The organism is Streptomyces violaceus (genome assembly GCF_036014075.1).
GTDB classification, from domain to species: domain Bacteria; phylum Actinomycetota; class Actinomycetes; order Streptomycetales; family Streptomycetaceae; genus Streptomyces; species Streptomyces violaceus.
This window is the reverse complement of sequence record NZ_CP107911.1, coordinates 1,673,553-1,695,479: the sequence shown is the minus strand read 5'-3', so window position 1 is coordinate 1,695,479 and position 21,927 is coordinate 1,673,553. Positions and strand designations below refer to the sequence as shown.

Genomic DNA, 21,927 nt, shown 5'->3' with positions numbered 1-21,927 from the left:
GTTATGTCGCCTTCCTGCTCTGTACCAGCGTGGTCGGCGACCTGCACCCTTCCTGACGGGTAACCCACCGCAAGCAACAGGCGCGGCTGTCCACCGTCGGCGCCGTGCAGGCCGGGCGGGAAGCGGAGCGGATCTCCCTGTTCGGCAGCGTCTACGAGGAGGTGATCCGCACCCAGCGGCTGTATCAGGAGGCGACCGGCCAAGGACAGCGGGTGATCGCGCCGGTGACCAACCGGGGGGATGCGATCGGGCTGCTGGAGTTGCTCCTGCCGGCCGACCCCGGCGAGGACGTCCTTGATGCGGTCGGGGAAGCAGCCCACGTCCTGGCCTATGTCGTGATCGCCAGCGGGCGGTTCACCGACCACTACACCTGGGGCAAACGCTCCAGGCCCCCACGTTGGCAGCAGAAATTTAGTACCAGCTGCTGCCCCTGTCACTGTCGTGCGAGGCTGCACAGTTCACACTGTGCGGGAGCCTGGAGCCGTCCGAAGACCTCAGCGGCGACACCTTCGACTACAGCCTGGACCGCGACACCCTGCACGTGTCGGTGACCGACCCCATGGGCCACGACATCGATGCCGCTCTGGCCGCCACGGTCCTGGTGAGCGCCCTGCGCGGCGCCCGCCGCGCAGGAGTCGGCCTGGCCGAGCAGGCGCACCGGGCCGACCAGGCGCTGGCCGACCACAGTCGCGGTCACGCCACAGGGCAGCTGCTGCGCATCAACCTCCGCACCGGGCAGGCCCAGCTCGTCAACGTCGGCCACCCATGGCCACTGCGCATGCGCGAGGGCGCTGCGGAGGAGATCACCTGCGAGGTGGATCATCCCTTCGGGCTGTCCATGTCCGTGCCCCACCCTTACCGCGTTCAGGACATCGATCTGCGCCCCGGTGACCGTCTGCTCATGTTTACCGACGGCATGCTCGAACGTCATGGGGAGAAGGTCGACCTGTTCGCCCTGATGGAGCGCACGCGGGATCTGCACCCACGGGAGACAGCGCTGACACTGACGTCCGCGGTCCGGGACGCCGCCGGCGGCCGGCTCGAAGACGATGCCACCGTGATGCGCCTGGACTGGCACGGCCCCCAGGAGACCCAGCGGCACGTCAGCTCCGGCGCGGACACCCGGCAAGCCTCAGGCGCCCGCGCGAAGCAGCAGCCGTGACCAGGGCGTTCTCCTGAGCGACGTCAGGCAGCCGGGGGGCTGCCCTCGTCGTCGGGGCCGCCCCTCCGAGTGCCGTGAGGTTGACGACCAGGCGCGCAGGGGCTCGTCACGGCCGTGGCGGACGGTGACGACGAAGTCGGGGCCGGTGAAGACCATGATCTCGCCGGTGTTCACCACCTCGCTGGAGGCGGTCAGTTCGGCGTGTTCGACGTAGGTGACGGTTTTGAAGACGGCGAACAGGACGTCGCCGTACTGCTCGACCTTGGGCGCTGGTGGGCGTGGACGGCGTCCTCGACGGCCAGGGGATGCAGGCCGAACAGCTCCGCGACCCCGGCGATCTCCGCCTCGCCGGGTTCGTGCAGGCTCAGCCAGACGAAGCCGTCCCGGTGCTTGCGGGCGTGCCGGACGGCCTCCTCCACGGTGTCCGAGGGCCCCCTCCAGTGCCCCGACCCCGCCGCGTTGGTGCGGCTTCCACGAGGTCTTCCACGCCCTGACGGTGGCAGCCTTCACCGCGCACGACATCGCCATCTCCCTTGCCACCGACTGACCGGACAACGTTCTGGCTCGCGCAGCTCGCCGCATGGCCGGCTGGTGACAGGCGTTGGTCTCCGTCCACGTTCGATGTCACTTACCTCACCTTCGAACGCGCGGAAATCTATCGTGGCCGTAGTAGACATTGGACGGTGGCCTGGTTATGGTTTCTCTCGTAGCTCAGAGAGACCGCAGGGCCTGACAGACACGAACTGTCAGGCAGCAGTAACCGCAGTTGCAGTGCGCAGGACGGTGCGGTGGTGGAGTTCCGAAGCCAGGGTTTTTGCAGGACGGCGACGGGACTGACGACCGCACCGGGTGGCCCGCAGCGATCAGGGGCCGCCGTGGCAGTACCCGTAAGTGCAGTTCGCAGTACTCAGCAGTGAAGTCAGTGAGCAGCACCTCGGTGAAGGCGTCGGCTGCGGACGCGCGCACCGGGAGGTTCGGCAGCGGGGTTCTAAGCCAGAGCAGACGAAGGACGGGCGACGGGGCTGGCTGTCGAAGAGTGACGCTTACTCAGGTCACCAGCACGTTCGCATCACCTAGCAGTAAATGCAGTGCGCAGGACCGGCAGTACGGCAGTACGCAGTTCCTGCCGGGCAGTGTTGATCAAGAGGGAAGAACGGAGGAGCCGAGCGCCATCAGGATCGCCTGGGCGCAATCGCTGAGCCCGGGTAACCGCAGGACATCGATAGTGAGGTGGTCTCCGGTCAGGCAACCGCGATCCCCGCATCCCCGGCAGCATCCCGGCCGGGTCTGCGGAAACAGAAGGCCGGTGCAGTATCAGGGCCGGCAGATGGTGTAGCAGTTCCTTCGGGGCCCTGGTGCCATATGGCACCAGGGCCCCTCCGCGTCCGGGACCGTTCCTTCGAGACCCTGGAGGACGCCAAGGCGTCCTCGCTGGCGATCACCCTTGGTTACTATGCTCACTTCATGCCGGAGGCCGGAAGCACGAAGCAAGGGGCGGACGGCCATTGACGGACTGCTGGGGAGGCAGGGAGATGTGTACGCCAGTCGAAACTCCCCAGATTCTCCCCAGGGCTGACGGCGGGCAGTTCCCGCTGTGTGGCGCCCCACCAGGTTGGCCGTGGATCGCAAGGATGAAGGTCAGGTGGCCTGAGGAAATGCTGAGAGAGGTCACTGCAACCCGCTATGTCGAGCCTCTGCGATCCGGCGGCTCCGTCCCCGGCGTCGTCGAGGCGGACGACCTGGGCACCTATGTCGTCAAGTTCACCGGCTCCGCGCAGGGCCGTAAGGCGCTGGTCGCCGAGGTGATCGTGGGCGAACTGGCCCGCGCCCTCGGGCTGCGGTTCCCCGAGCTGGTCCTCGTGCACTTCGACCCGGCGATCGCCGACAGCGAGCCCCACCAGGAGGTGCGGGACCTGCACGCGGCCAGCGCGGGCGTCAATCTCGGCATGGACTATCTGCCGGGCGCCCGGGACTTCACGCCGGAGGTCGCCCGGGTCTTTCCCGTGGACCCGCTGGAGGCGGGGAGCATCGTCTGGCTCGACGCCCTCACCGTGAACGTCGACCGCACGGTCCACAGCTCCAACCTGATGGTCTGGCCCACCCTGGGCGTCGCGCCCCCGCGCCTGTGGCTGATCGACCACGGCGCCGCCCTCGTCTTCCACCACCGCTGGGACGGCGCCGACCCGGCCAAGGCCTACGACTTCCGGCATCACGCCCTCGGCCACTACGGGCCCGATGTGCGGGCCGCCGACGCCGAGTTGGCTCCCCGGGTGACGGAGGAGCTGCTGCGCGGCATCCTCGCGGAGGTCCCCGACGCCTGGCTCGCGGACGAGCCCGGCTTCGCCACCCCGGACGAGGCACGCGAGGCGTATGTGACGTACCTCCACGCGCGCGTGCGGTCCTCCGAGGCCTGGCTGCCCACCGGATTCCCCACCCGGGAGGAGCTCGCCGCCGAGGAGGCCGTCCGGGCGGCGAGAACCCAGCAAGGACGACCCGCGTGGCTCAAGCAGGTCCCCGACCTGCACGGCAAACCCGCGGCCCAACAGGATTGGTCGGTGCACCTCGGATGAGTGGCCGTGTGGAGATCGAGTACTGCACCCAGTGCCGCTGGCTGCCCCGAGCGGCATGGCTGGCGCAGGAGTTGCTCACGACCTTCGAGGCGGAACTGACGGAACTGGCGCTGAAGCCGGGCAAGGGCGGCGTGTTCGTCGTCCGCGTCGGCGACGAGGTCGTCTGGGACCGGCGCGAGCAGGGCTTCCCCGAGCCGACCGCCGTGAAGAAGGCCGTACGCGACCGAGTGGCCCCGGGAAAGACCCTGGGCCACTCGGAGCGCTAGCGGTTCGACCCGACAGTCAGCCCTTGAGCTGCTCGTACGCCGGCAGCGTCAGGAAGTCGGCGTAGTCCTCGTCGAGGGAGACCGTCAGCAGCAGGTCGTGCGCCTGCTGCCAGTTGCCGGCCGCGAAGGCCTCGTCGCCGATCTCGGCGCGGATGTTCGCGAGTTCCTCGGCGGCGACCTTGCGGGCCAGCTCGGCGGTGACCTGCTCGCCGTTGTCGAGGACGACCTCCGCGTTGATCCACTGCCAGATCTGCGAGCGGGAGATCTCTGCGGTGGCCGCGTCCTCCATCAGGTTGAAGATCGCGACCGCGCCGAGCCCGCGCAGCCAGGCCTCGATGTAACGGATGCCGACCTGCACGGCGTTCACCAGGCCCGCGTACGAGGGCTTGGCGTCGAGCGAGTCGATGGCGATCAGGTCGGCCGCCTCGACGTCGACGTCCTCGCGCAGCCGGTCCTTCTGGTTGGGCTTCTCGCCGAGGACCTTGTCGAAGGACTCCATGGCGATCGGCACCAGGTCGGGGTGGGCCACCCAGGAGCCGTCGAAACCGTCGTTCGCCTCGCGGTCCTTGTCGGCACGGACCTTCTCGAAGGCGACCTTGTTGACCTCCGCGTCCCGGCGGGACGGGATGAAGGCCGCCATGCCGCCGATCGCGTGCGCGCCGCGCTTGTGGCAGGTGCGGACGAGGAGTTCGGTGTAGGCGCGCATGAACGGGGCCGTCATCGTCACCGCGTTGCGGTCCGGCAGGACGAACTTGGCGCCGCCGTCCCGGAAGTTCTTGACGATGGAGAAGAGGTAGTCCCAGCGGCCGGCGTTCAGCCCGGAGGCGTGGTCGCGCAGCTCGTAGAGGATCTCCTCCATCTCGTACGCGGCCGTGATCGTCTCGATCAGCACGGTCGCGCGGACGGTGCCCTGCGGGATGCCGACGTACTCCTGGGCGAAGACGAAGACCTCGTTCCAGAGGCGGGCCTCCAGGTGCGACTCCGTCTTGGGGAGGTAGAAGTACGGACCCTTGCCGAGGCCCAGCAGGCGCTTGGCGTTGTGGAAGAAGTACAGGCCGAAGTCGACCAGCGCGCCGGGCACCGGGGTGCCGTCGGCGTCGATGAGGTGACGCTCGTTCAGGTGCCAGCCGCGCGGGCGCATGACGACCGTGGCGAGTTCCTCGTTCGCCTTCAGGGCGTACGACTTGCCGGACTTCGCGTCCGTGAAGTCGATGTTCCGGGTGTAGGCGTCGCTCAGGTTGAGCTGGCCGAGGACCACGTTCTCCCAGGTGGGTGCGGAGGCGTCCTCGAAGTCCGCGAGCCACACCTTGGCACCCGAGTTGAGGGCGTTGATGGTCATCTTGCGGTCGGTCGGGCCGGTGATCTCGACCCGGCGGTCGTTCAGGGCATCCGGACTCGGGGCGACCCTCCAGGAGTCGTCGGCGCGGATCGCGGCGGTCTCCGGGAGGAAGTCGAGGGTGGAGGTGCGGGCGATCTCGGCGCGGCGCTCGGCGCGGCGGGCGAGGAGTTCGTCACGCCGGGGTGTGAACCGCCGGTGCAGCTCGGCCACGAAGGCCAGCGCCGCTTCGGTGAGGACCTCCTCCTGCCGGGGCAGGGGCTCGGCGTCGACGATGGCCAGCGGGGACGGCGCTGGTGCGGACATGAACGGTCACTTCCTTCAGCGAGCTACGAAGACGAGCCGGCGGTTCGGCACCGGGTGCCAGTCTTCCCGGATACAAGCGTTCGGCGCCCGCGGAGCCCTCGGGCGCTTCTGAACTGTGGATACTAGTTTCCTCATAGTGGAAGTTCAATCGTGTGTTGACGTCGAGACTCTTCGGGTCGAGGAAAGGTGGCGCTCCGTGCCACCCCGCTCACTCAAGGTGCGCCAGATCGGCCTCGGTGTCGATGTCGAAGGGCCGGGCCACGTCCCCGCACTCGACGAGCGCGATCGCCGGCTCGTGTTCCTTCAGATAGGCGCGTGCCCCCCGGTCCCCGGTGGCGGTCGCGGCGATGCCCGCCCAGTGGGCGGCACCGAACAGGACCGGATGGCCCCGCACCCCGTCGTACGCGGCCGACACCAGCGACTCCTCGCCGTCGTGCGCCCCGAAAACCCGGGCCACCGCCGCCGCGCCGATGCCGGGCTGGTCGACGAGCGAGACCAGGGCGGCCCGGGCGCCCGTACCGGCGAGCGAGTCGAGCCCGGCCCGCAGGGACGTGCCCATGCCCTGCTCCCAGTCGGGGTTGTCGACGAGGACGCAGTCCGGCAGGGCGGCCTGTTCACGCACCTCTTCGGACCGGGCGCCCAGTACAACGTGGACCCGTGTGCAACCGCCCTCCCGCAGCACCCGCACCGCGTGCTCCACGAGCGGCCGCCCCCGATGGAGGAGCAGTGCCTTGGGCCGCCCTCCGAGCCGCCGCCCGCCCCCGGCGGCGAGCAGTACCCCGGCAACCTCTCGGGCCTTGTCCGGCGTCTTCCGTGTCGTCATGGATCCTGCATACCGCACGATCCCGGGCCGAGAAGTTACGCAGCGGAGCAAGTCGATGACGCAATGGACTGGCGCCTGGTGGGCCCTGTCGTTTAATCTCGCCCGCACCGACGGTCCGGGCGCCCGACCGGTGCCCGGTGTGGGGGACTTCGCGTCGGAATGGCACGCGCACGACGAGGTGCGAGGGGGAGGACTGTGTTGCGGAGCGTGGAGCAGAAGCGGCAGGGGCCTGTGACCAGCGGCGACGAGGACCCGCGCGTGACGGAGCTGCGCTCCGCCGTGTCCGGGCTGCGCCGCCGGCTGGCCGCCCATCCCGGCGATTTCGCCGACCGGAGCATCGCCGAGGAGGAACTGGCCGCGCTGGACGCGATGGCCGTCGCCGGCATCCCCGAGATCCCGCGGCTGCGCCGCTCCCTGCTGCTGATCGCCGGCGCGATCGGCTCGGTGAGCGCGCTGTCCCCCGGCCTGTCGGAGGTCCGCCGGGCCGTGGACCTCTTCGGGGGGCCGGTGCGCGGGGAGGGTTAGCGCGCCGCGCACCCGGGGCCGGTCAGTGCGCGGTCATGACGCGGGGCTCTGGCTGGCCAGGGCCTCCGACAGTTCCGCGGCGACCTGCTGGAGCACCGGCACGATCTTGTCCGTCGCCGCCTCCGTGACCCGGCCCGCCGGCCCGGAGATGGAGATGGCGGCGGCGGTGGGGGAGTCGGGCACCGAGACCGCCAGGCAGCGGACCCCGATCTCCTGCTCGTTGTCATCGATCGCGTAACCCTGCCGGCGTACGTCCTCCAGCGCCGCGATGAACCCGTCGGGCGTCGTGATCGTCTTCTCCGTCGCGGCGGGCATGCCCGTGCGGTGGAGCAGGGCGCGCACCTCCTCCGCGGGGAAGCTCGCCAGCAGGGCCTTGCCCACGCCCGTGGAGTGCGGCAGGACCCGCCGGCCGACCTCCGTGAACATGCGCATCGAGTGCTTCGACGGCACCTGCGCGACATACACGATCTCGTCCCCGTCCAGCAGCGCCATGTTCGCCGTCTCGCCGGTCTCCTCGACCAGCCGGGCGAGGTAGGGCCGTGCCCAGGTGCCCAGCAGCCGGGAGGCGGACTCGCCCAGACGGATCAGGCGCGGGCCGAGCGCGTACCGCCGGTTCGGCTGCTGGCGTACGTATCCGCAGGCCACCAGCGTGCGCATCAGGCGGTGGATGGTCGGCAGGGGCAGCCCGCTGCTCGCGGACAACTCGCTCAGGCCGACCTCGCCGCCCGCGTCCGCCATCCGTTCGAGCAGGTCGAAGGCGCGCTCCAGGGACTGTACGCCGCCGTTGGCGGAGGACCGGGCGGAGTCGGTGGTGCTGGCGCTGGACGTCGGCACGGCGCGTTCCTTTCGGGGCTGGCGGCGGAAGAGCAGAAGCCTACCCGGCAGTCGGTTGACTCCCCGCTCGTACGTAGCTACGTTCTGCGTACTGAAAGTTTAATTCCGCTTTGTGGAAACGTCCAGGAGTAGTCACCTGAAGGGCGCCAAGGTTCAGTGTGCCCTTGACGGCATGGGGGAGGGAGTGAAGACTCCTTCAACAGAAAGTTGAATTCCGTTACGCGGAAGTAGCGGAAGCAAAGGGCAGTAAGTGGAAGTAAGGGGTTCGGGTGTCCGACGCTGAACTGGTGCTTCGCTCGACGCGTGTCATCACTCCCGAGGGGACGCGCGCCGCGTCCGTCGCGGTCGCCGACGGCACGATCACGGCCGTCCTCCCGTACAACGCACCCGTACCGGAGGGCGCCCGCCTGGAGGATCTGGGCGACCACGTCCTGCTGCCCGGCCTGGTCGACACCCACGTACACGTGAACGACCCCGGCCGCACCGAGTGGGAGGGCTTCTGGACCGCCACCCGCGCCGCGGCGGCCGGCGGCATCACGACTCTCGTCGACATGCCCCTCAACTCCCTCCCGCCGACCACGACCGTCGCCCATCTCCGTACGAAGCAGCGGGTCGCCGCCGACAAGGCGCACATCGACGTCGGCTTCTGGGGCGGCGCGCTGCCCGACAACGTCAAGGACCTGCGCCCGCTGCACGAGGCCGGCGTCTTCGGCTTCAAGGCGTTCCTGTCGCCGTCCGGCGTGGACGAGTTCCCGCACCTCGACCGTGATCCGCTCGCCCGCTCCATGGCCGAGATCGCCGCCCTCGACGGCCTGCTCATCGTGCACGCCGAGGACCCCCACCTCCTCGCCTCCGCCCCGCAGCGGCCCGGCCCCAGATACGCCGACTTCCTCGCCTCCCGCCCCCGGGACGCCGAGGACACCGCCATCGCGCAGCTCATCCGCGAGGCGAAGGCCCTGCACGCGCGCGTGCACATCCTGCACCTGTCGTCCAGCGACGCCCTGCCCATGATCGCCGAGGCGAAGGCGGAGGGCGTCCGCATCACCGTGGAGACCTGCCCCCACTATCTGACCCTCACCGCGGAGGAAGTCCCCGACGGCGCCAGCGAGTTCAAGTGCTGCCCGCCGATCCGCGAGTCCGCCAACCAGGACCTGCTCTGGCAGGCGCTGGCCGACGGCACCATCGACTGCGTCGTCACCGACCACTCCCCGTCCACCGCCGACCTGAAGACGGACGACTTCGCGACGGCATGGGGCGGCATCTCCGGACTCCAGCTGAGCCTGGCGGCGGTGTGGACCCAGGCCCGCGAGCGCGGTCACGGCCTGGAGGACGTGGTCCGCTGGATGTCCACGCGGACATCCGAACTGGTCGGGCTCGACACCCGCAAGGGCGCCATCACGGCGGGCCGCGACGCCGACTTCGCCGTCCTCGCACCCGACGAGACCTTCACCGTCGACCCGGTGGCCCTCCAGCACCGCAACCGCGTCACGGCGTACGCGGGAAAGACCCTGTACGGCGTCGTGAAGTCCACCTGGCTGCGCGGGCAGCGCATCGTCGCGGACGGCGAGTTCACCGAACCGAAGGGCCGACTCCTCACCCGGCAGTCCTAGACCTCCCCGCACCCGCATCCCATCCGGCCGACTCCCGAAAGGCACCCATCCCGTGACGGCGATTCCCAGCTTCACCGGCGACGCGAACCCCTACGGAGGCGGCGACCCGTACGCGGACTACCGCACCGCCGACTTCCCCTTCACCCAGTACGCCGACCTCGCCGACCGGCGCCTCGGGGCCGGTGTCCTCGCCGCCAACGACGAGTTCTTCGCCCAGCGCGAGAACCTGCTGGTGCCCGAGCCCGCCGAGTTCGACCCCGAGCACTTCGGGCACAAGGGCAAGATCATGGACGGCTGGGAGACGCGGCGGCGGCGCGGCGCCTCCGCCGGGCACCCGTGGCCGACGGCCGAGGACCACGACTGGGCACTGGTGCGTCTCGGCGCGCCCGGGGTGATCCGCGGGATCGTCGTCGACACGGCCCACTTCCGCGGCAACTACCCGCAGGCGGTGTCCGTCGAGGGCACTTCCGTGCCGGGCTCCCCGTCGCCGGAGGAACTCCTCGGGGACGACGTGAAGTGGACGACCCTGGTCCCGCGCACCCCGGTCGGCGGCCACGCGGCGAACGGTTTCTCCGTCGCCGTCGAGCAGCGCTTCACCCACCTGCGGGTCAACCAGCACCCCGACGGCGGCATCGCACGCCTGCGCGTCCACGGCGAGGTCGTCCCCGACCCCGCGTGGCTGGAGACGCTGGGCACCTTCGACGTCGTCGCCCTGGAGAACGGCGGCCAGGCGGAGGACGCCTCCAACCTCTTCTACTCGCCCGCCTCCAATACCATCCAGCCGGGCCGCTCCCGCAAGATGGACGACGGCTGGGAGACCCGGCGCCGCCGCGACCAGGGCCACGACTGGATCCGCTACCGGCTGGCCTCCCAGGCGCGGATCCGCGCCCTGGAGATCGACACCGCCTACCTCAAGGGCAACAGCGCCGGCTGGGCGTCCGTGTCGGTCAAGGACGGTGAGGACGGCGAGTGGCGCGAGATCCTGCCCCGCACCCGCCTCCAGCCCGACACCAACCACCGCTTCGTCCTCCCGGAGCCGGCCGTCGGCACGCACGCGCGCGTGGACATCTTCCCGGACGGCGGCATCTCCCGGCTGCGTCTGTTCGGTTCCCTGACGCAGGACGGCGCGAGGCGTCTCGCGGCGCGTCACCAGGAGCTGGGCGGCTGAGCCGGCCACGACCCATGGGGCGCACCGGCCTGACAGCACCGATGCGCCCCATGTGCGTCACGTGCGCCCCACGGACCTCACGCCGCGTGCCCGCCGTCCACGGCGAACTCCGCACCGGTCACATACGTCGCCCCGGCCAGATAGGCGACCATGGACGCCACCTCACCGGCGGTTCCGAACCGGCCCAGCGCGGTCATCGCCGCCTGGCCGGACGCGTACGGCCCGTCCGCCGGGTTCATGTCGGTGTCGATCGGTCCGGGCAGGACGAGGTTCGCGGTGATCCCGCGCTCGCCCAGCTCCCTCGCCAGGGCCTTCGTCAGACCGGCCAGAGCGGCCTTGCTCATCGCGTAGAGCGCCCCGCCGGGCCCCGGCACACGTTGTGCCATGCAGCTGCCGAGGGTGATGATCCGTCCGCCCTCCGGCATCAGCGCGGCGGCCGCCTGGGAGGCCAGGAAGACCGCCCGTACGTTCACGGCGAGGACCCGGTCCACATCCGTGAGCGACAGGGTCTCCAGCGGCCCGAGCAGGCCCACGCCCGCGTTGTTCACCAGGATGTCGAAGCCGCCCAGCGCCTCGGCCGCCGCGGCCACCACACCGGCGGCCTCGGCGGCGTCCGCCGAATCCGCCCGCAGCGCCACCGACCGGCGCCCCAGCGCCTCCACGGCCCGTACGACCTCCTCGGCCGCCTCCTTGCCGTTCACGTAGCCGACGGCCACGTCCGCGCCCTCCTGGGCCAGCCGCAGGGCCGTCGCCGCGCCGATGCCACGGCTCCCGCCGGTCACGAGAGCCACCTTGCCGTGCAGGGTTTCCTGAGAAGTCGCTCGAGAGATTCCTTGTGAAGTCATGTCTCCATCCCAGCGGCCGCCCGGCGGCGACGCTGGCGGCGAACGGACATCGAGGTCGGCGGGACGCGCGCGCTCGAACGGGACGGCACGCGCGCGTGGCGTACGGCCCAGCGATGAGTTGCGGGTGCCGGCGGGGTCTGAACCCATGACAACGGACCCTCTTCGTTCCGGATGGGAAGGCACCCGCCATGGGCAAGCTCGTCTCCACCCTCTTCGTCACCCTCGACGGCGTCTACCAGGCCCCCGGCGGGCCGAAGGAGGACACCCGCGGGGGCTTCACCCACGGCGGCTGGAGTTTCTGGTACGCCGATGAGGACTTCGGCCGGTTCGTCAACGACCTCTTCGCACGCCCGGACGCCTTCCTGCTCGGGCGCCGCACCTACGACATCTTCTCCTCGTACTGGCCGAAGGTGACCGACCCGGCCGATCCGGTCGCCTCGAAGCTCAACTCACTGCCGAAGTACGTCCCCTCGTCGACCCTGAAGGGCCCCGAGTGGGCGGGCACCACCGTGCTCTCCGGGGACCTCGCCAAGGAGGTCACCGCCCTGAAGGAGCGCATCGACGGTGAGGTCCAGGTGCACGGCAGCGGCGCTCTCGTCCGCTCCCTGCTGTCGCTCGACCTCGTCGACACCCTCCACCTGCTGACCTTCCCGGTCGTGCTCGGCGCAGGTTTCCGGCTGTTCCCGGAGGGTGCCGTACCGACCGCGTTCCGGCACACGGGAGGCAGCGTCTCCGGCGCGGGCGTCTCGATGCAGACGTACGACCTGGCGGGCCGCCCGGAGTACGGCGAGTACAAACTGCCGGAGGACGCGTAGCCGACCCCGCCCGGCGTCCTCATCGGCCCTGGTGAACAGCGGACGAGGGCGCCGGAAGGCAGGTTAACTTCCCGCGAACTCATCGGACTTGACGGGAAAATCTCCGCGCTTGACATTGACATGCCACTGTCTACGCGCGTCATCATGAGCGCATGAACTTCCCCCCACGCGCCTCGCGGCTCGGCGCAGCAGCCGCCCTTGTGTCCGCTCTCCTCATCGGCGGGACCGTCTCCGCCACGACGGCCGACGCGGCCCCCACCGCCGTCGGCGACATCTGCTACAGCAAACTGCCGTCCCAGGCCCACGACACGCTCGACCTGATCGAGCAGGGCGGCCCCTACCCGTTCGAGCAGGACGGCACCGTCTTCCAGAACCGGGAGCGCATCCTGCCCCAGCAGTCGACCGGCTACTACCACGAGTACACGGTCATCACCCCCGGCTCCTCCAACCGCGGTGCGCGGCGCATCGTCACCGGTGAGGAGAACCAGGAGGACTACTACACGGCCGACCACTACGAGTCGTTCGACCTGGTCGACTACGGCTGCTGAGCCGGGCGGCCACTTCGGTGCACGCGGGCCGGAAGTCCGCCCGGACACTCAGACGGACTTCCGGCTCCCGGCCGCCGCGAACAGGGCCACGCCCAGCACCAGCAGCGTGACGCTCGCGTAGACCTCGTAGCCGTCGAGGAACCCCAGTCGTTGCACGAGCCCCCAGTTCCAGTCGGTGAACTCGTGCACCAGGCCCGCCACGCCCTGGACGAGGGCGAGGAAGCCGAGAATCTCCAGTACCTGCTTCATGTCGCGAGCCTCGCCCCGCGGACCCCCCACGCGCGTCGGCCGCGCGGAGGGTATCCGGGGACCGAAGTCCCTGTTCCGGCTCGGCCTACCCCCTCGAAAGTCTCCGGTGTGACGACTTTGGTCGACGATCCCGCCCAGAAAGCGGTGGAACGGGACCGGGCTGCGTAGATTTGTCGACCGTGAGTGGTGACAACGCGGGGCAGGCCGCCACGGTGCTGACGGGGGAGACACCCTCGTTGTTCACCGGGCACAGATGGTTCATCCCGTCCGCCCTGCTGCACGAACTCGACCCCGGCCCCGAACGGGGCGCGCGGCCCCGGCGCACCGCGCGCGACTGGATCGTCGACTTCTGCTTCTTCCTGCTCGCCGTGCTGGTGGGGATGGTCGCCGTCGAGGCGCTCGTCAAGAACCCCCATGTCCCGGAAGGGCTGGCCGTCGTCGACCAGGTGATCGGCGCGCTGGCCTGCGCGACGGTCTGGCTGCGCCGCCGCCGGCCGCTGGGGCTGGCCGTGGCGCTGACTCCCGTCACCCTCGTCTCGGACACCGCGGGCGGTGCGGCCGTGATCGCCCTGTTCACCCTCGCCGTGCACCGCCCTTTCCGCTACGTGGCCTGGGTGGGCGGCGTCAACGTCGCGCTGATCCCGCTGTTCTACTGGCTGCGCCCCGACGGGGACATTCACTACCTGGTGAGCGTGCTCTTCGCCGTGCTGCTCACGGTGGCGATCGTCGGCTGGGGCATGTTCGTGCGGGCCAAGCGGCAGTTGATGGTGAGCCTCAGGGACCGTGCCCGGCGGGCCGAGACGGAGGCGCGGCTGCGGGCCGAGCAGGCGCAGCGGCTCGCCCGCGAGGCCATCGCGCGGGAGATGCACGACGTGCTCGCCCACCGGCTGACGCTGCTGAGCGTGCACGCGGGGGCCCTGGAGTTCCGGCCCGATGCGCCCGCTGCGGAGACGGCGCGGGCGGCGGGCGTGATCCGGGAGAGCGCACACGAGGCCCTCCAGGACCTGCGGGAGATCATCGGCGTGCTGCGGGCGGACGAGCCCGACGACACGGGCAGGCCGCAGCCGACCCTCGGGGCACTGGACGCGCTGGTCGCCGAGTCCCGCCAGGCCGGCATGAAAGTCTCCCTGGACCAGCGCGTCGGCGACCCCGCCGCCGTTCCGTCCTCCGTCGGCCGCACCGCCTACCGCATCGCCCAGGAGGGCCTGACCAACGCCCGCAAGCACGCGCCCGGCACCGAGGTCACGCTGTCCGTCACCGGCGCACCGGGCGACGGCCTCACCGTCTCCGTGCACAATCCGCCCCCCGAGGGCGAGGTGCCCCCCGTACCCGGCTCCGGCCAGGGCCTGATCGGCCTGACGGAACGGGCGACGCTGGCGGGCGGCCGCCTGGAGCACGGGCACACACCGGAGGGCGGATTCGACGTGCGGGCGTGGCTGCCGTGGGCGTGAAGGGCCGGCTGGTCCGGCCGGGACGTCCCCACGGCCCTTGTGGCGGGTGAGGCGGGCGGCGGATCATGGGCATATGTCGCCTGGTGCACCGCAGTTCGAGGTCGCGTCCGTGTTGAGGGAGGTGAAGACGGTCCGGGTCGAGGGTCTGGTCCGGATCCGGGATCTCCATGTCCCGCTGCTCCGCCGGGCATCGGCCGCGCACTCCGCCGCCGTCACCGACGCCTGGCCCGTCGAGGTGGAGAACCTGCTGCGCACGGCCGTGTCCCGGCTCGGCGGCGGCGACCTGGAGCAGGCGGCCGGCTACTCGCTCGGCCTGGCGCCCGGCCTGCGCGACCGCCCGGCGGCGGACCGGCGCCGGCTCGCCGCCCAGGTGTACAGCGTCAGCGTCGAGCGCTTCCGCAAGAGCCAGGAGGAGATGGTCCTGGCCCAGATCGCCGAACAGGTGTGCTGGCTGGCCGGCATCGCCCCGCAGCGCACGGCCACGCCCCAACCTCCCCTGCTCGCCCCGCACTTGCAGCATCGCTTGCTCCGCGTCGGATTCCGCGAGGTACTGCTGCACGTCCACCCCGTCGAACTCCTCCGGAACGTCGACGTGATCGTCTCCCCGACCAACACGCACCTCTCCCTGCCCGCGATGTTCAAGGCCTCCGTGTCCGCGTCCCTGCGCCGCGCGGGTGCCGTGCGCGGTTCGGCCGGGGACGTCACCGCCGATCCCGTGCACGACGCGCTGCTCGGCTGGCGTACGGCGAACGGGCTGCTGGGGCGCCCCGCCCTGCCCGGCACGGTCGCCCCCACCGAGCCGGGCGCCCTCGCGGCCCGGGGCGTCCGCCGTCTCTACCACGCCGCCGTCGCCGTCCCGAGGCCCGGCACCAACGACTACGACGTCGCGGCCCAGGACGTCGCCACGGCCGTGGCCCGCGCCCTGGCCCTGCTGTCGGAGGAACGCGCCGCCTTCACACCGCCGTTGCGGTCGATCTGCTTCCCCCTGCTCGGCGCGGGCCGCGGCGGACTGCCCCCGCAGACCGGAGTCAGCGCCCTGTGGGCCGCGCTGGACGCCGGCACCGACGCGGACACCGACCTCCACCTCGTCGTCCGCCGCCCCCTGGTCGCCGACCTGCTGGCCGAGACCCTGGGCGCGCGCGAACGTCCCCTGTCCGCACACGCGTTGGCCGACACCGAGGAGAAGGGACACCGGTGCGGGTGAACCCCTCCACGGTGCTCGCCGCCGCGGCGGCCGACTGGCAGAGACTGTCCGGCCTGCTCGAACCGGGCGCCCGGCGGACGCTGAGCGAGCGGTTGTCCCGACTGCGAGCCGGGGCGGACGCCTCGGACCCGACCGATGTCCTGGCCGCCGCACAGACCCTCCTCGACGCCCTCCCCGCGGACGAGTCCGCCCGACTCCGACAGCACGGCGGCACCGCGCGGTTCACGCCCCAGCCCCAGTCCGAGCTGTACGAGGGATACGCGGCGGCCGACCTGTGCATGCTCGTCCTCGACGGCAACCCCATGGTCGGCCCCGTCCTGGGCCCCGTCCGCGAACGCCTGCTGAGCGCACCGTCCACGCCCTGGTCCGAGGGCGCCGACCCACGGCTGATCGCCCTCTCCGATACGGACGGCCGCAGACGGCTGCCCCTCTTCCAGTTCGAGGCCGGGGGCATGCCCTGGCGCATCGTCCTGGAGGTCAACTCCGTCCTGCGCGCCGCCACCGACCCGTGGGGCGCCGCCGACTGGTGGCTGGCCCGTACGACATGGTGGGACGGCACCCCCGCGGCCCTGCTGGGCCGCGGCCGCGACGCCGAACTGCTCGGCGCGGCAAGGGAACTGACCGGCCCGGAGGGGGAGGAGTAGCCCATGGGCAAGTACCCGCCGCCCGAGACCCTGCCGGGCGAACCGACCCGAGCGGTGCTGCGCGCCGGCACACCGGTCTACCGCGTGCACTCCACCCACCGCCCGCCGACCGCGTACAACGCCCGCCCCTCGCACGCCTTCTACTACGGCGGCCGTTTCGACAGCACCCCCTACGACCGCTACGGCTACCTCTACGTCGGCTTCGGCGTCGGTGCCGCCGTCTGCGAGGTGCTGCTGCGCTCACTGCCGTTCGACTCCGAGGCGGGCCACCGGCTGCTGCCCCGCGTGGCGTTCGAACGCCGCAGCCTGTCCTTCCTGCGGCTGGCCGCCGACATCGAGGTCGTCTCGCTGATGTCCGGCGCGGATCTCGCGGCGGTGGCGCAGGACTCATGGCTGGTGCACACCGAGGGCGCGGACTATCCGCAGACCCGCGACTGGGGCCACTGGATCCGCCGGCGGACCGAGCCCTGGGCGCAGGGTTTCGTCTGGCCGTCGAAGCGCGAGCCCGCCGACCGGGTCGCGATCCTCTTCGACGACCGGGGCGGGCCGCCGGTGCTGGAACCCACGGGCGCGCCCGGCGTCGACTTCGGGACCGAGGAGGGGGAACGGTGGCTCAACGGGGTGCTGGCGCCGTATCGGACGCGAACCGCGCCGCGGCCGCGGGAGCGGGGGATGTGAGATGACGACTCCGTACGACCTCCAAGCGCTGGTGTGGGAGATCGAGCAGCGGGCGAACGGCGTCGTCAGCGGCGCGGACCTGGCCGGGATGACCGAGCTGGTGCTGGACCGGCTGGGCTGTACGACGGCACAGCAGGCCTACGACCGCCTGTGCGAGGACTGGGCGGAGCTGCCCCGCGGCACCGTCATGTCCGGGCTGCGGGCCGGACATGTGCTGAGCGTGCTGCCGATCCTGCGGCTCGAAAAACCGCTCTTCGACCCCGTGCGCGAGGAGGAGCTCTGGCAGGAGGTGCGTGACCACGGGCCGGCGGACGAGACCTGGCAGGCCGGCGTCGTGGTCAAGAACAGCGCGTTCGGCCTGCGGCACCTCACCGAACCGGCCCAGATCGAAGGAGCGCTCGCCCGGATCGAAGGGGCCAGGGCCACGCTCCCGTCCGGCACCCGGACCCGCGAGAATCTCGACTTCGCCCATGCCATCCTGCGGACCTATCTGGCCCAGCTGGGCGGCGGGGAAGACGACTTCGACACCGCCGTCGACGACATGGCCCGCATCGTCGAGACCGCGGCACTGCGGCCGGACGAACGTCTGGCCCTGAACGCACAGATCGCCCTGTTCCGCGTTCACCAGGCCGCCCGCCGCGCCGACGAGGAGGCCATGGCCGAACAGATCCGGGTCCTCGAACGGGCCTTGGCGGAGCTGCCCGCCGAACACGTCGACATGCTCGCGTTCGAATCGAACCTGGAAGCCGCCCGGAGCCATCTGAGCCTCCTGCGAGCACGGCGCACCGGACGCTTCGAACCCGCTGCCGAAGGGGCGGGCGCCGCGACACCCCCACACGAGATCCGCCGCCGGATCGAGGGGCTGCCGCGCAACGCCCAGGCCGACAAACTGGCCGAGGTGGCATTCGCGGTCGGGGCACGCGCCCTGCCGGCGATGGACCACCAGGGAATGCTGGAGGCCGTAGAGCTGCAGGAAGCCACACTGGATCTGCTCGAACCGGACGACGAGCGATGGATCCGGGCCACGGGCGCGCTGGGAGTGGCCCACTGCACCATGGCCGGGCTCCACGTCGCACCACCGGCCGACCGCCCCCACCACCTCGACCAGGGCATCGCCTGGCTGCGGCACACCCTGAAGCTCACCGGCGGGCCGCACCACCCCTTGTGGGGCGGCACCGGCATGACGCTGGCGAGGGCCTACCGCCTGCGCGGCGACGAGTACACGCACGACGCCCGCACGAGACGCCTGAACTACGACGCCTCCCGCCGCGTCGGCCTCGCATGCCTGCGCGCGGCGGCCTGGAGTTCCCTGCTCCAGGCCGGTACGGCCCATGCCGCGCAGACCGCCCGGCTGGCGGGCGGCCAGGCCCTCGACGTGGCGCGCTGGTGTCTGGCCGACGGCGCCCACGCCGACGCCGTAGGAGCCCTCGACGCGGGGCGCGGCCTCGTCCTGCACGCGGCGACCGTGGTCACCACCGTGCCCGACATGCTGCGGCAGTTGGGCCAGGCGGAGCTCGCGCAGGAGTGGCAGGCCGCGGGCAGCGTGCCCGAGCTGGGGGAGGAGATGCTGTTCACCGCTCAGGCCGCGGCCGCCGGGCCCCCCAGCCGACTGCGCCGGCGGGTCCTGGAGGCGCTGGCCGACTCCCCTCGGCAGCACGGCCTGCTGGACGTGCCCTCACCCGGGGACATCGGCTCGGCGCTGCGCGCGATGGGCGCGACCGCGCTGGTCTACCTGGTGCCCGGCGACGAGGACGTGGCCGGACTCCTCGGACCGCCGCACGGCTCCGGCGCGGCCGTCATCGTCACGGCCGACGGCAGCACAGACGCCCTCGAGCTGCCCGACCTCACCCTCGACGCACCCCCGCTCACCACCTACCGCGCCACCGGCACCCCCGGCCGCGACGCCGGCGGCCCGCCCGAGGCCGACACCCTGCCCGGGCCGGCCCCGAGCCCCGCCACGAGCCGCGCCGCCCTGGAGCAGGTGTGCGCCTGGGCCGGAACGGCGGTGATGGAACCGCTGCTGAGCCGGCTCCCACGCGGCTACGGCCGGGTGCCGTCCCTGGTGCTCGTCCCCATGGGCGACCTGGGCGTCGTGCCCTGGCACGCGGCACGCGTGCGTGGCCGGCGCCGGTCGCAGGGATACGCCTGCGAGGAGGTGGACATCTCCTACCTGCCCTCCGCCCGGCTGCTGTGCGACGTGGCCGCCCGGCCCGCCGCCGGCACCCGCCGGACCCTGGTCGTCGGCAACCCGACCCGCGACCTGCACCACGCCGGTGAAGAGGCCGAGGCCGTCCACAGCGTCTTCCACCCCGAAGGCGACCTGCTCGGCCCCGGCGCCGCCACGCCCGCCGCCGTCACCGACTGGCTGCGCCGGCAGCAGGGCGGACTGCTGCACCTCGCCTGCCACGGAGTGGTGCGCCAGGGCGAGCGGCACAGCGCCTATCTCGCCCTGTCCGGCGGGCGGTTGGCCGCCGAGGAACTGACCGAGGGCGCGACCCGCTACCGCGGCCTGGACCTGGTCGTGCTCGCGGCCTGCCGTACCAACGTCTCCGGGCACGGCTACGACGAGGCGTACAGCCTGTCCACCGCTTTCCTCGTCGCGGGCGCCCGCTCGGTCATCGGCTCCCTGTGGCCCGTACCCGACGAGGCGACGTCCCTGCTGATGTACATGACCCACCACTTCATGAGCCACGAGGGCCTGCCGCCCGGAGCGGCGCTGCGCAGCGCCCAGTCGTGGATGCTGAACGAACGCCGCGAGGCGCCGCCCGGCATGCCGGACCGGCTGCGGGCACGGGTAGGGCACATCGACGGCGACGACCTGACCGCGTGGGCGGGCTTCACCCACCTCGGCTGGTGACGGCCCCTCACACCTGGGTGCGTACGACCACCTGTGCCGTCCCCCAACGGGCCGCCCCGCAGGCCGGACCGCCCGCGTCCCGGTCGTACCCGTAGGCCGGACCGCCCGCGTCCCGGCCGTCCCTCGCACCCGCCCCGATCAGCCGCAGCAGGCCGCCTCCACCGGCCGGGGCCGGGCTGAGGCGTGCACCGGAGGGGGCGGCAGTGGACCAGGCGGGCAGCCGGAAGGGTGCGAGGTTCAGCTCGTCCTCCGCGACGATCACCTTCAGCCAGTCCCGGGTGGAGGCACCCCGCACCGTCGAACGCCCCGGCGGCAGCCGCAACCACACGGGCTGCCCGCGCCGGGCCCATCCGACCCTGCCGTCCCCGATGAACTCACCCTCGAACAGGTGCGGGGACGAGGCGTACCCATCCGTCAGGTCGAGGAGTACCGCCCACAGTTGCCGTCCGGAGAAGTTGTGGATCCCGACCCGCACCTGCGGTTCACGCCCGTCGGGTGTGTAGGCGCAGACGACCTCGCCGTCCGCCGAGTGACTCAGACCGCCCACCGAGGTCTCCTCGACGGTGATCCGTACCAGTGACGACAGCAGCGGATCGGGATTGGCCAGGTCCCGGATGTGGTGCCAGCGGGCGATGTGGGCGAGGCAGTCGGTGACGCCGGCCGCGTCCGCGGGGGACCGCAACGGCAGGTCCGGCACGGGATACCCGGCGCCGCCGGACACCCGGGCCCGGCCATATCCGGCTTCCACGTGCAGTCGCACAGCCCCTTCGGGCGCAGGTGGTCCGTCCGGCTCCAAGGCCAGCGCGGGCACCGCCGCGACGGCCTCCGCGACCAGACGTACGGCGGCCGGCTCACCGGAAAGCGTCACGACGGCCGGCGGGAAGGCCAGGGCCGATGGAGTGACGGCGTGCGCCACCTGCTCATCCTCAGCGGTCGGTTGCCAGTCGACCGGGTCCACCAGAGCCGACTCGGTCCGCACCTCCCGGACCACGACCGTGCGCTCCCCGGCGGCGCCGGACAGGGTGAACTCGGCGCCCGCGGACCGCAGTCCGTGCGCCGCGCCGCAGTTGACCTCCCAGCCCCACGCCGTGTGCCGCAGCAGGAACGGCGAGGCCGGCACCGGCTCGCCGGACAGGAAGCCCCCGTCCTCCGGACCGCGCAGCTCGGGATGCTGGATGTGGCCGCTGACGCGCACGCGCGCGTGGGCGAGCGCATGCGCCTCCCCGTACGTGGTCGTGGGACCGAGCCCGTCGAGCGCGCTCAGCAGCGCATGACTGAACATGCCCCGGGTCAGCCCGTCGATGACCTTCTCGTGCGCGAGCTCCTGCGGACGGCACGCGGCCAGCAGGACATGCCGACCCGGCTCGGGTCCCGGCCCGCCGCCCTCGCGCGACCCCGTGTGCCACCACGACTGCCAGGGCACGCCCCGGACCGCCGCACCGTCCGGACCGTCCGCGTACTCCCGTGTCGCCCCGCCCGAGTGGCAGCAGTCCAGCACCGCGACGACATGGGTGCCGCGGGCGGCGATGCCGTCCAGGAGCGCCCCGAGTTCGGTGTCCCGCAGCACCGGCTGCCCGCCCGGAACGAGACTGTCGTGGCACACCAGCGCCTGGGACCAGCCGGTGGCCTCGCCCGGGTCGGACGTCGGGCTCTGGCTGCCGTGCCCGCTGAACCACAGCAGCGCGGTGTCACCCGGACCGCTGCGCCCCAAGTGCTCCTCCAGGCCCGCGAGCACCGCCGCCCGGGTCGCCCCGGCGTCGTACAGCGTCCGGACGCGAGGTTCCGGACCGGTCCTGCCTCGCAGCCAGGTCTCCGCCGCCCGTACGTCGCTGACACAGCCGCGCAGCGGCGCGCCGGGGTAGTCGTCGATGCCCACGAACAGGGCGTACACGGTGCGCATACGGTGATCCTTCCAGGTTCGCCGGGCGCGGGCAGGGCGTTTCCGGGGCGCATGCCGGGCGCCCGCGCGCAACCCCATGACCCCCCGCGCCCAGTCCAGTTGACTTGACTGCGGAGATGGCTGATGTTTGTGCCGC

20 protein-coding genes and 1 pseudogene are annotated in these 21,927 nt (G+C 71.8%); 14 read left to right on the top strand and 7 right to left on the bottom strand.

Annotated features, from left to right (window positions below):
* The first annotated feature begins 104 nt into the window (after positions 1-104).
* Both OG542_RS40700 and OG542_RS40695 read left to right on the top strand, forming a co-directional pair.
* A complete protein-coding gene (locus tag OG542_RS40700; RefSeq protein ID WP_408057734.1) occupies positions 105-551 on the top strand; it encodes a hypothetical protein in 447 nt (148 codons plus the stop codon).
* Positions 548-1,162: a PP2C family protein-serine/threonine phosphatase gene (locus tag OG542_RS40695; protein ID WP_408057733.1), complete on the top strand. Its 615-nt coding sequence runs from the start codon at positions 548-550 to the stop codon at positions 1,160-1,162. The genes OG542_RS40700 and OG542_RS40695 overlap by 4 nt, the downstream gene beginning before the upstream one ends.
* A 108-nt stretch (positions 1,163-1,270) precedes the next feature.
* On the opposite strand, the pseudogene OG542_RS07620 reads toward OG542_RS40695, so the two are convergent.
* Positions 1,271-1,575, bottom strand: a pseudogene (locus OG542_RS07620) (CorA family divalent cation transporter); the annotation flags it as partial.
* A 1,242-nt stretch (positions 1,576-2,817) separates the two neighbouring features.
* On the opposite strand from OG542_RS07620, the gene OG542_RS07610 reads away from it, so the two are divergent.
* Together OG542_RS07610 and OG542_RS07605 are read left to right on the top strand one after the other, a co-directional pair.
* Positions 2,818-3,732, top strand: a complete 915-nt coding sequence (locus tag OG542_RS07610; protein WP_328409315.1) for a HipA family kinase — start codon at positions 2,818-2,820, stop codon at positions 3,730-3,732.
* Entirely contained in the window at positions 3,729-3,998 is a 270-nt protein-coding gene (locus OG542_RS07605; protein WP_184588795.1) for an Rdx family protein, read from the top strand. The genes OG542_RS07610 and OG542_RS07605 overlap by 4 nt, the downstream gene beginning before the upstream one ends.
* A 16-nt stretch (positions 3,999-4,014) precedes the next feature.
* On the opposite strand, the gene aceB is transcribed toward OG542_RS07605, so the two are convergent.
* Both aceB and OG542_RS07595 read right to left on the bottom strand, forming a co-directional pair.
* Positions 4,015-5,640 carry a malate synthase A gene (gene aceB / locus OG542_RS07600; protein WP_328409313.1) on the bottom strand — a complete coding sequence of 542 codons (1,626 nt, stop codon included), beginning with the start codon at positions 5,638-5,640 and terminating at the stop codon, positions 4,015-4,017.
* A gap of 208 nt (positions 5,641-5,848) precedes the next feature.
* Positions 5,849-6,463 (bottom strand): nucleotidyltransferase family protein, encoded by a 615-nt coding sequence (locus OG542_RS07595; RefSeq protein WP_328409311.1) that lies wholly within the window; start codon positions 6,461-6,463, stop codon positions 5,849-5,851.
* A gap of 231 nt (positions 6,464-6,694) precedes the next feature.
* On the opposite strand from OG542_RS07595, the gene OG542_RS07590 reads away from it, so the two are divergent.
* Positions 6,695-6,988 carry a DUF5955 family protein gene (locus tag OG542_RS07590; protein ID WP_261678596.1) on the top strand — a complete coding sequence of 98 codons (294 nt, stop codon included), beginning with the start codon at positions 6,695-6,697 and terminating at the stop codon, positions 6,986-6,988.
* A gap of 33 nt (positions 6,989-7,021) precedes the next feature.
* On the opposite strand, the gene allR is transcribed toward OG542_RS07590, so the two are convergent.
* Positions 7,022-7,822, bottom strand: coding sequence for an allantoin degradation transcriptional regulator AllR (allR, locus tag OG542_RS07585; RefSeq protein WP_184588787.1), 801 nt, complete (start codon positions 7,820-7,822; stop codon positions 7,022-7,024).
* Positions 7,823-8,091: 269 nt separating this feature from the next.
* Between allR and allB the strand changes: the two genes are divergently transcribed.
* Together allB and alc are read left to right on the top strand one after the other, a co-directional pair.
* Positions 8,092-9,432 carry an allantoinase AllB gene (gene allB, locus OG542_RS07580; RefSeq protein ID WP_328409308.1) on the top strand — a complete coding sequence of 447 codons (1,341 nt, stop codon included), beginning with the start codon at positions 8,092-8,094 and terminating at the stop codon, positions 9,430-9,432.
* A gap of 52 nt (positions 9,433-9,484) precedes the next feature.
* Positions 9,485-10,600: an allantoicase gene (gene alc / locus OG542_RS07575; RefSeq protein ID WP_328409307.1), complete on the top strand. Its 1,116-nt coding sequence runs from the start codon at positions 9,485-9,487 to the stop codon at positions 10,598-10,600.
* Positions 10,601-10,677: 77 nt separating this feature from the next.
* Here the strand turns inward: alc and OG542_RS07570 are convergent, their stop codons facing one another.
* Positions 10,678-11,445 carry an SDR family oxidoreductase gene (locus OG542_RS07570; protein ID WP_328409305.1) on the bottom strand — a complete coding sequence of 256 codons (768 nt, stop codon included), beginning with the start codon at positions 11,443-11,445 and terminating at the stop codon, positions 10,678-10,680.
* A 188-nt stretch (positions 11,446-11,633) separates the two neighbouring features.
* On the opposite strand from OG542_RS07570, the gene OG542_RS07565 reads away from it, so the two are divergent.
* Together OG542_RS07565 and OG542_RS07560 are read left to right on the top strand one after the other, a co-directional pair.
* Complete coding sequence (locus tag OG542_RS07565) at positions 11,634-12,260, top strand: dihydrofolate reductase family protein (protein ID WP_328409304.1); 627 nt, start codon at positions 11,634-11,636, stop codon at positions 12,258-12,260.
* 152 nt (positions 12,261-12,412) lie between these two features.
* On the top strand, positions 12,413-12,808 hold the full coding sequence (locus OG542_RS07560; protein WP_193476842.1) for a guanyl-specific ribonuclease: 396 nt from the start codon (positions 12,413-12,415) through the stop codon (positions 12,806-12,808).
* A gap of 48 nt (positions 12,809-12,856) precedes the next feature.
* Here the strand turns inward: OG542_RS07560 and OG542_RS07555 are convergent, their stop codons facing one another.
* Positions 12,857-13,057 carry a hypothetical protein gene (locus OG542_RS07555; protein WP_311128508.1) on the bottom strand — a complete coding sequence of 67 codons (201 nt, stop codon included), beginning with the start codon at positions 13,055-13,057 and terminating at the stop codon, positions 12,857-12,859.
* Between the two features lie 179 nt (positions 13,058-13,236).
* Here OG542_RS07555 and OG542_RS07550 point away from each other — a divergent pair, with 179 nt between their 5' ends.
* The 5 genes from OG542_RS07550 to OG542_RS07530 all read left to right on the top strand — a co-directional run bounded on the left by OG542_RS07550 (position 13,237) and on the right by OG542_RS07530 (position 19,891).
* A complete protein-coding gene (locus tag OG542_RS07550) occupies positions 13,237-14,508 on the top strand; it encodes a sensor histidine kinase (RefSeq protein ID WP_408057732.1) in 1,272 nt (423 codons plus the stop codon).
* A 73-nt stretch (positions 14,509-14,581) separates the two neighbouring features.
* A complete protein-coding gene (locus OG542_RS07545) occupies positions 14,582-15,712 on the top strand; it encodes a macro domain-containing protein (protein ID WP_328409302.1) in 1,131 nt (376 codons plus the stop codon).
* The gene (locus tag OG542_RS07540) at positions 15,703-16,356 is read left to right on the top strand and encodes a hypothetical protein (protein WP_328409300.1); all 654 of its coding nucleotides are present in this window, start codon (positions 15,703-15,705) and stop codon (positions 16,354-16,356) included. Before OG542_RS07545 ends, OG542_RS07540 begins: the two co-directional genes overlap by 10 nt.
* A gap of 3 nt (positions 16,357-16,359) precedes the next feature.
* A complete protein-coding gene (locus OG542_RS07535) occupies positions 16,360-17,034 on the top strand; it encodes an RES family NAD+ phosphorylase (protein WP_328409298.1) in 675 nt (224 codons plus the stop codon).
* Between the two features lies 1 nt (position 17,035).
* The gene (locus OG542_RS07530) at positions 17,036-19,891 is read left to right on the top strand and encodes a CHAT domain-containing protein (RefSeq protein ID WP_328409296.1); all 2,856 of its coding nucleotides are present in this window, start codon (positions 17,036-17,038) and stop codon (positions 19,889-19,891) included.
* Positions 19,892-19,898: 7 nt separating this feature from the next.
* On the opposite strand, the gene OG542_RS07525 is transcribed toward OG542_RS07530, so the two are convergent.
* Positions 19,899-21,791: a caspase family protein gene (locus tag OG542_RS07525; protein ID WP_328409294.1), complete on the bottom strand. Its 1,893-nt coding sequence runs from the start codon at positions 21,789-21,791 to the stop codon at positions 19,899-19,901.
* Positions 21,792-21,927 lie beyond the last annotated feature (136 nt).

Coding starts and splice junctions, on each gene's coding strand:
- OG542_RS07545 (WP_328409302.1), top strand. CDS start 14,582: ATGTCGCCTGGTGCACCGCAGTTCGAGGTCGCGTCCGTGTTGAGGGAG.
- OG542_RS07525 (WP_328409294.1), bottom strand. CDS start 21,791: ATGCGCACCGTGTACGCCCTGTTCGTGGGCATCGACGACTACCCCGGC.
- OG542_RS07560 (WP_193476842.1), top strand. CDS start 12,413: ATGAACTTCCCCCCACGCGCCTCGCGGCTCGGCGCAGCAGCCGCCCTT.
- OG542_RS07535 (WP_328409298.1), top strand. CDS start 16,360: ATGGGCAAGTACCCGCCGCCCGAGACCCTGCCGGGCGAACCGACCCGA.
- OG542_RS07565 (WP_328409304.1), top strand. CDS start 11,634: ATGGGCAAGCTCGTCTCCACCCTCTTCGTCACCCTCGACGGCGTCTAC.
- OG542_RS07595 (WP_328409311.1), bottom strand. CDS start 6,463: ATGACGACACGGAAGACGCCGGACAAGGCCCGAGAGGTTGCCGGGGTA.
- OG542_RS07610 (WP_328409315.1), top strand. CDS start 2,818: ATGCTGAGAGAGGTCACTGCAACCCGCTATGTCGAGCCTCTGCGATCC.
- aceB (WP_328409313.1), bottom strand. CDS start 5,640: ATGTCCGCACCAGCGCCGTCCCCGCTGGCCATCGTCGACGCCGAGCCC.
- OG542_RS07570 (WP_328409305.1), bottom strand. CDS start 11,445: ATGACTTCACAAGGAATCTCTCGAGCGACTTCTCAGGAAACCCTGCAC.
- OG542_RS07555 (WP_311128508.1), bottom strand. CDS start 13,057: ATGAAGCAGGTACTGGAGATTCTCGGCTTCCTCGCCCTCGTCCAGGGC.
- OG542_RS07530 (WP_328409296.1), top strand. CDS start 17,036: ATGACGACTCCGTACGACCTCCAAGCGCTGGTGTGGGAGATCGAGCAG.
- OG542_RS07605 (WP_184588795.1), top strand. CDS start 3,729: ATGAGTGGCCGTGTGGAGATCGAGTACTGCACCCAGTGCCGCTGGCTG.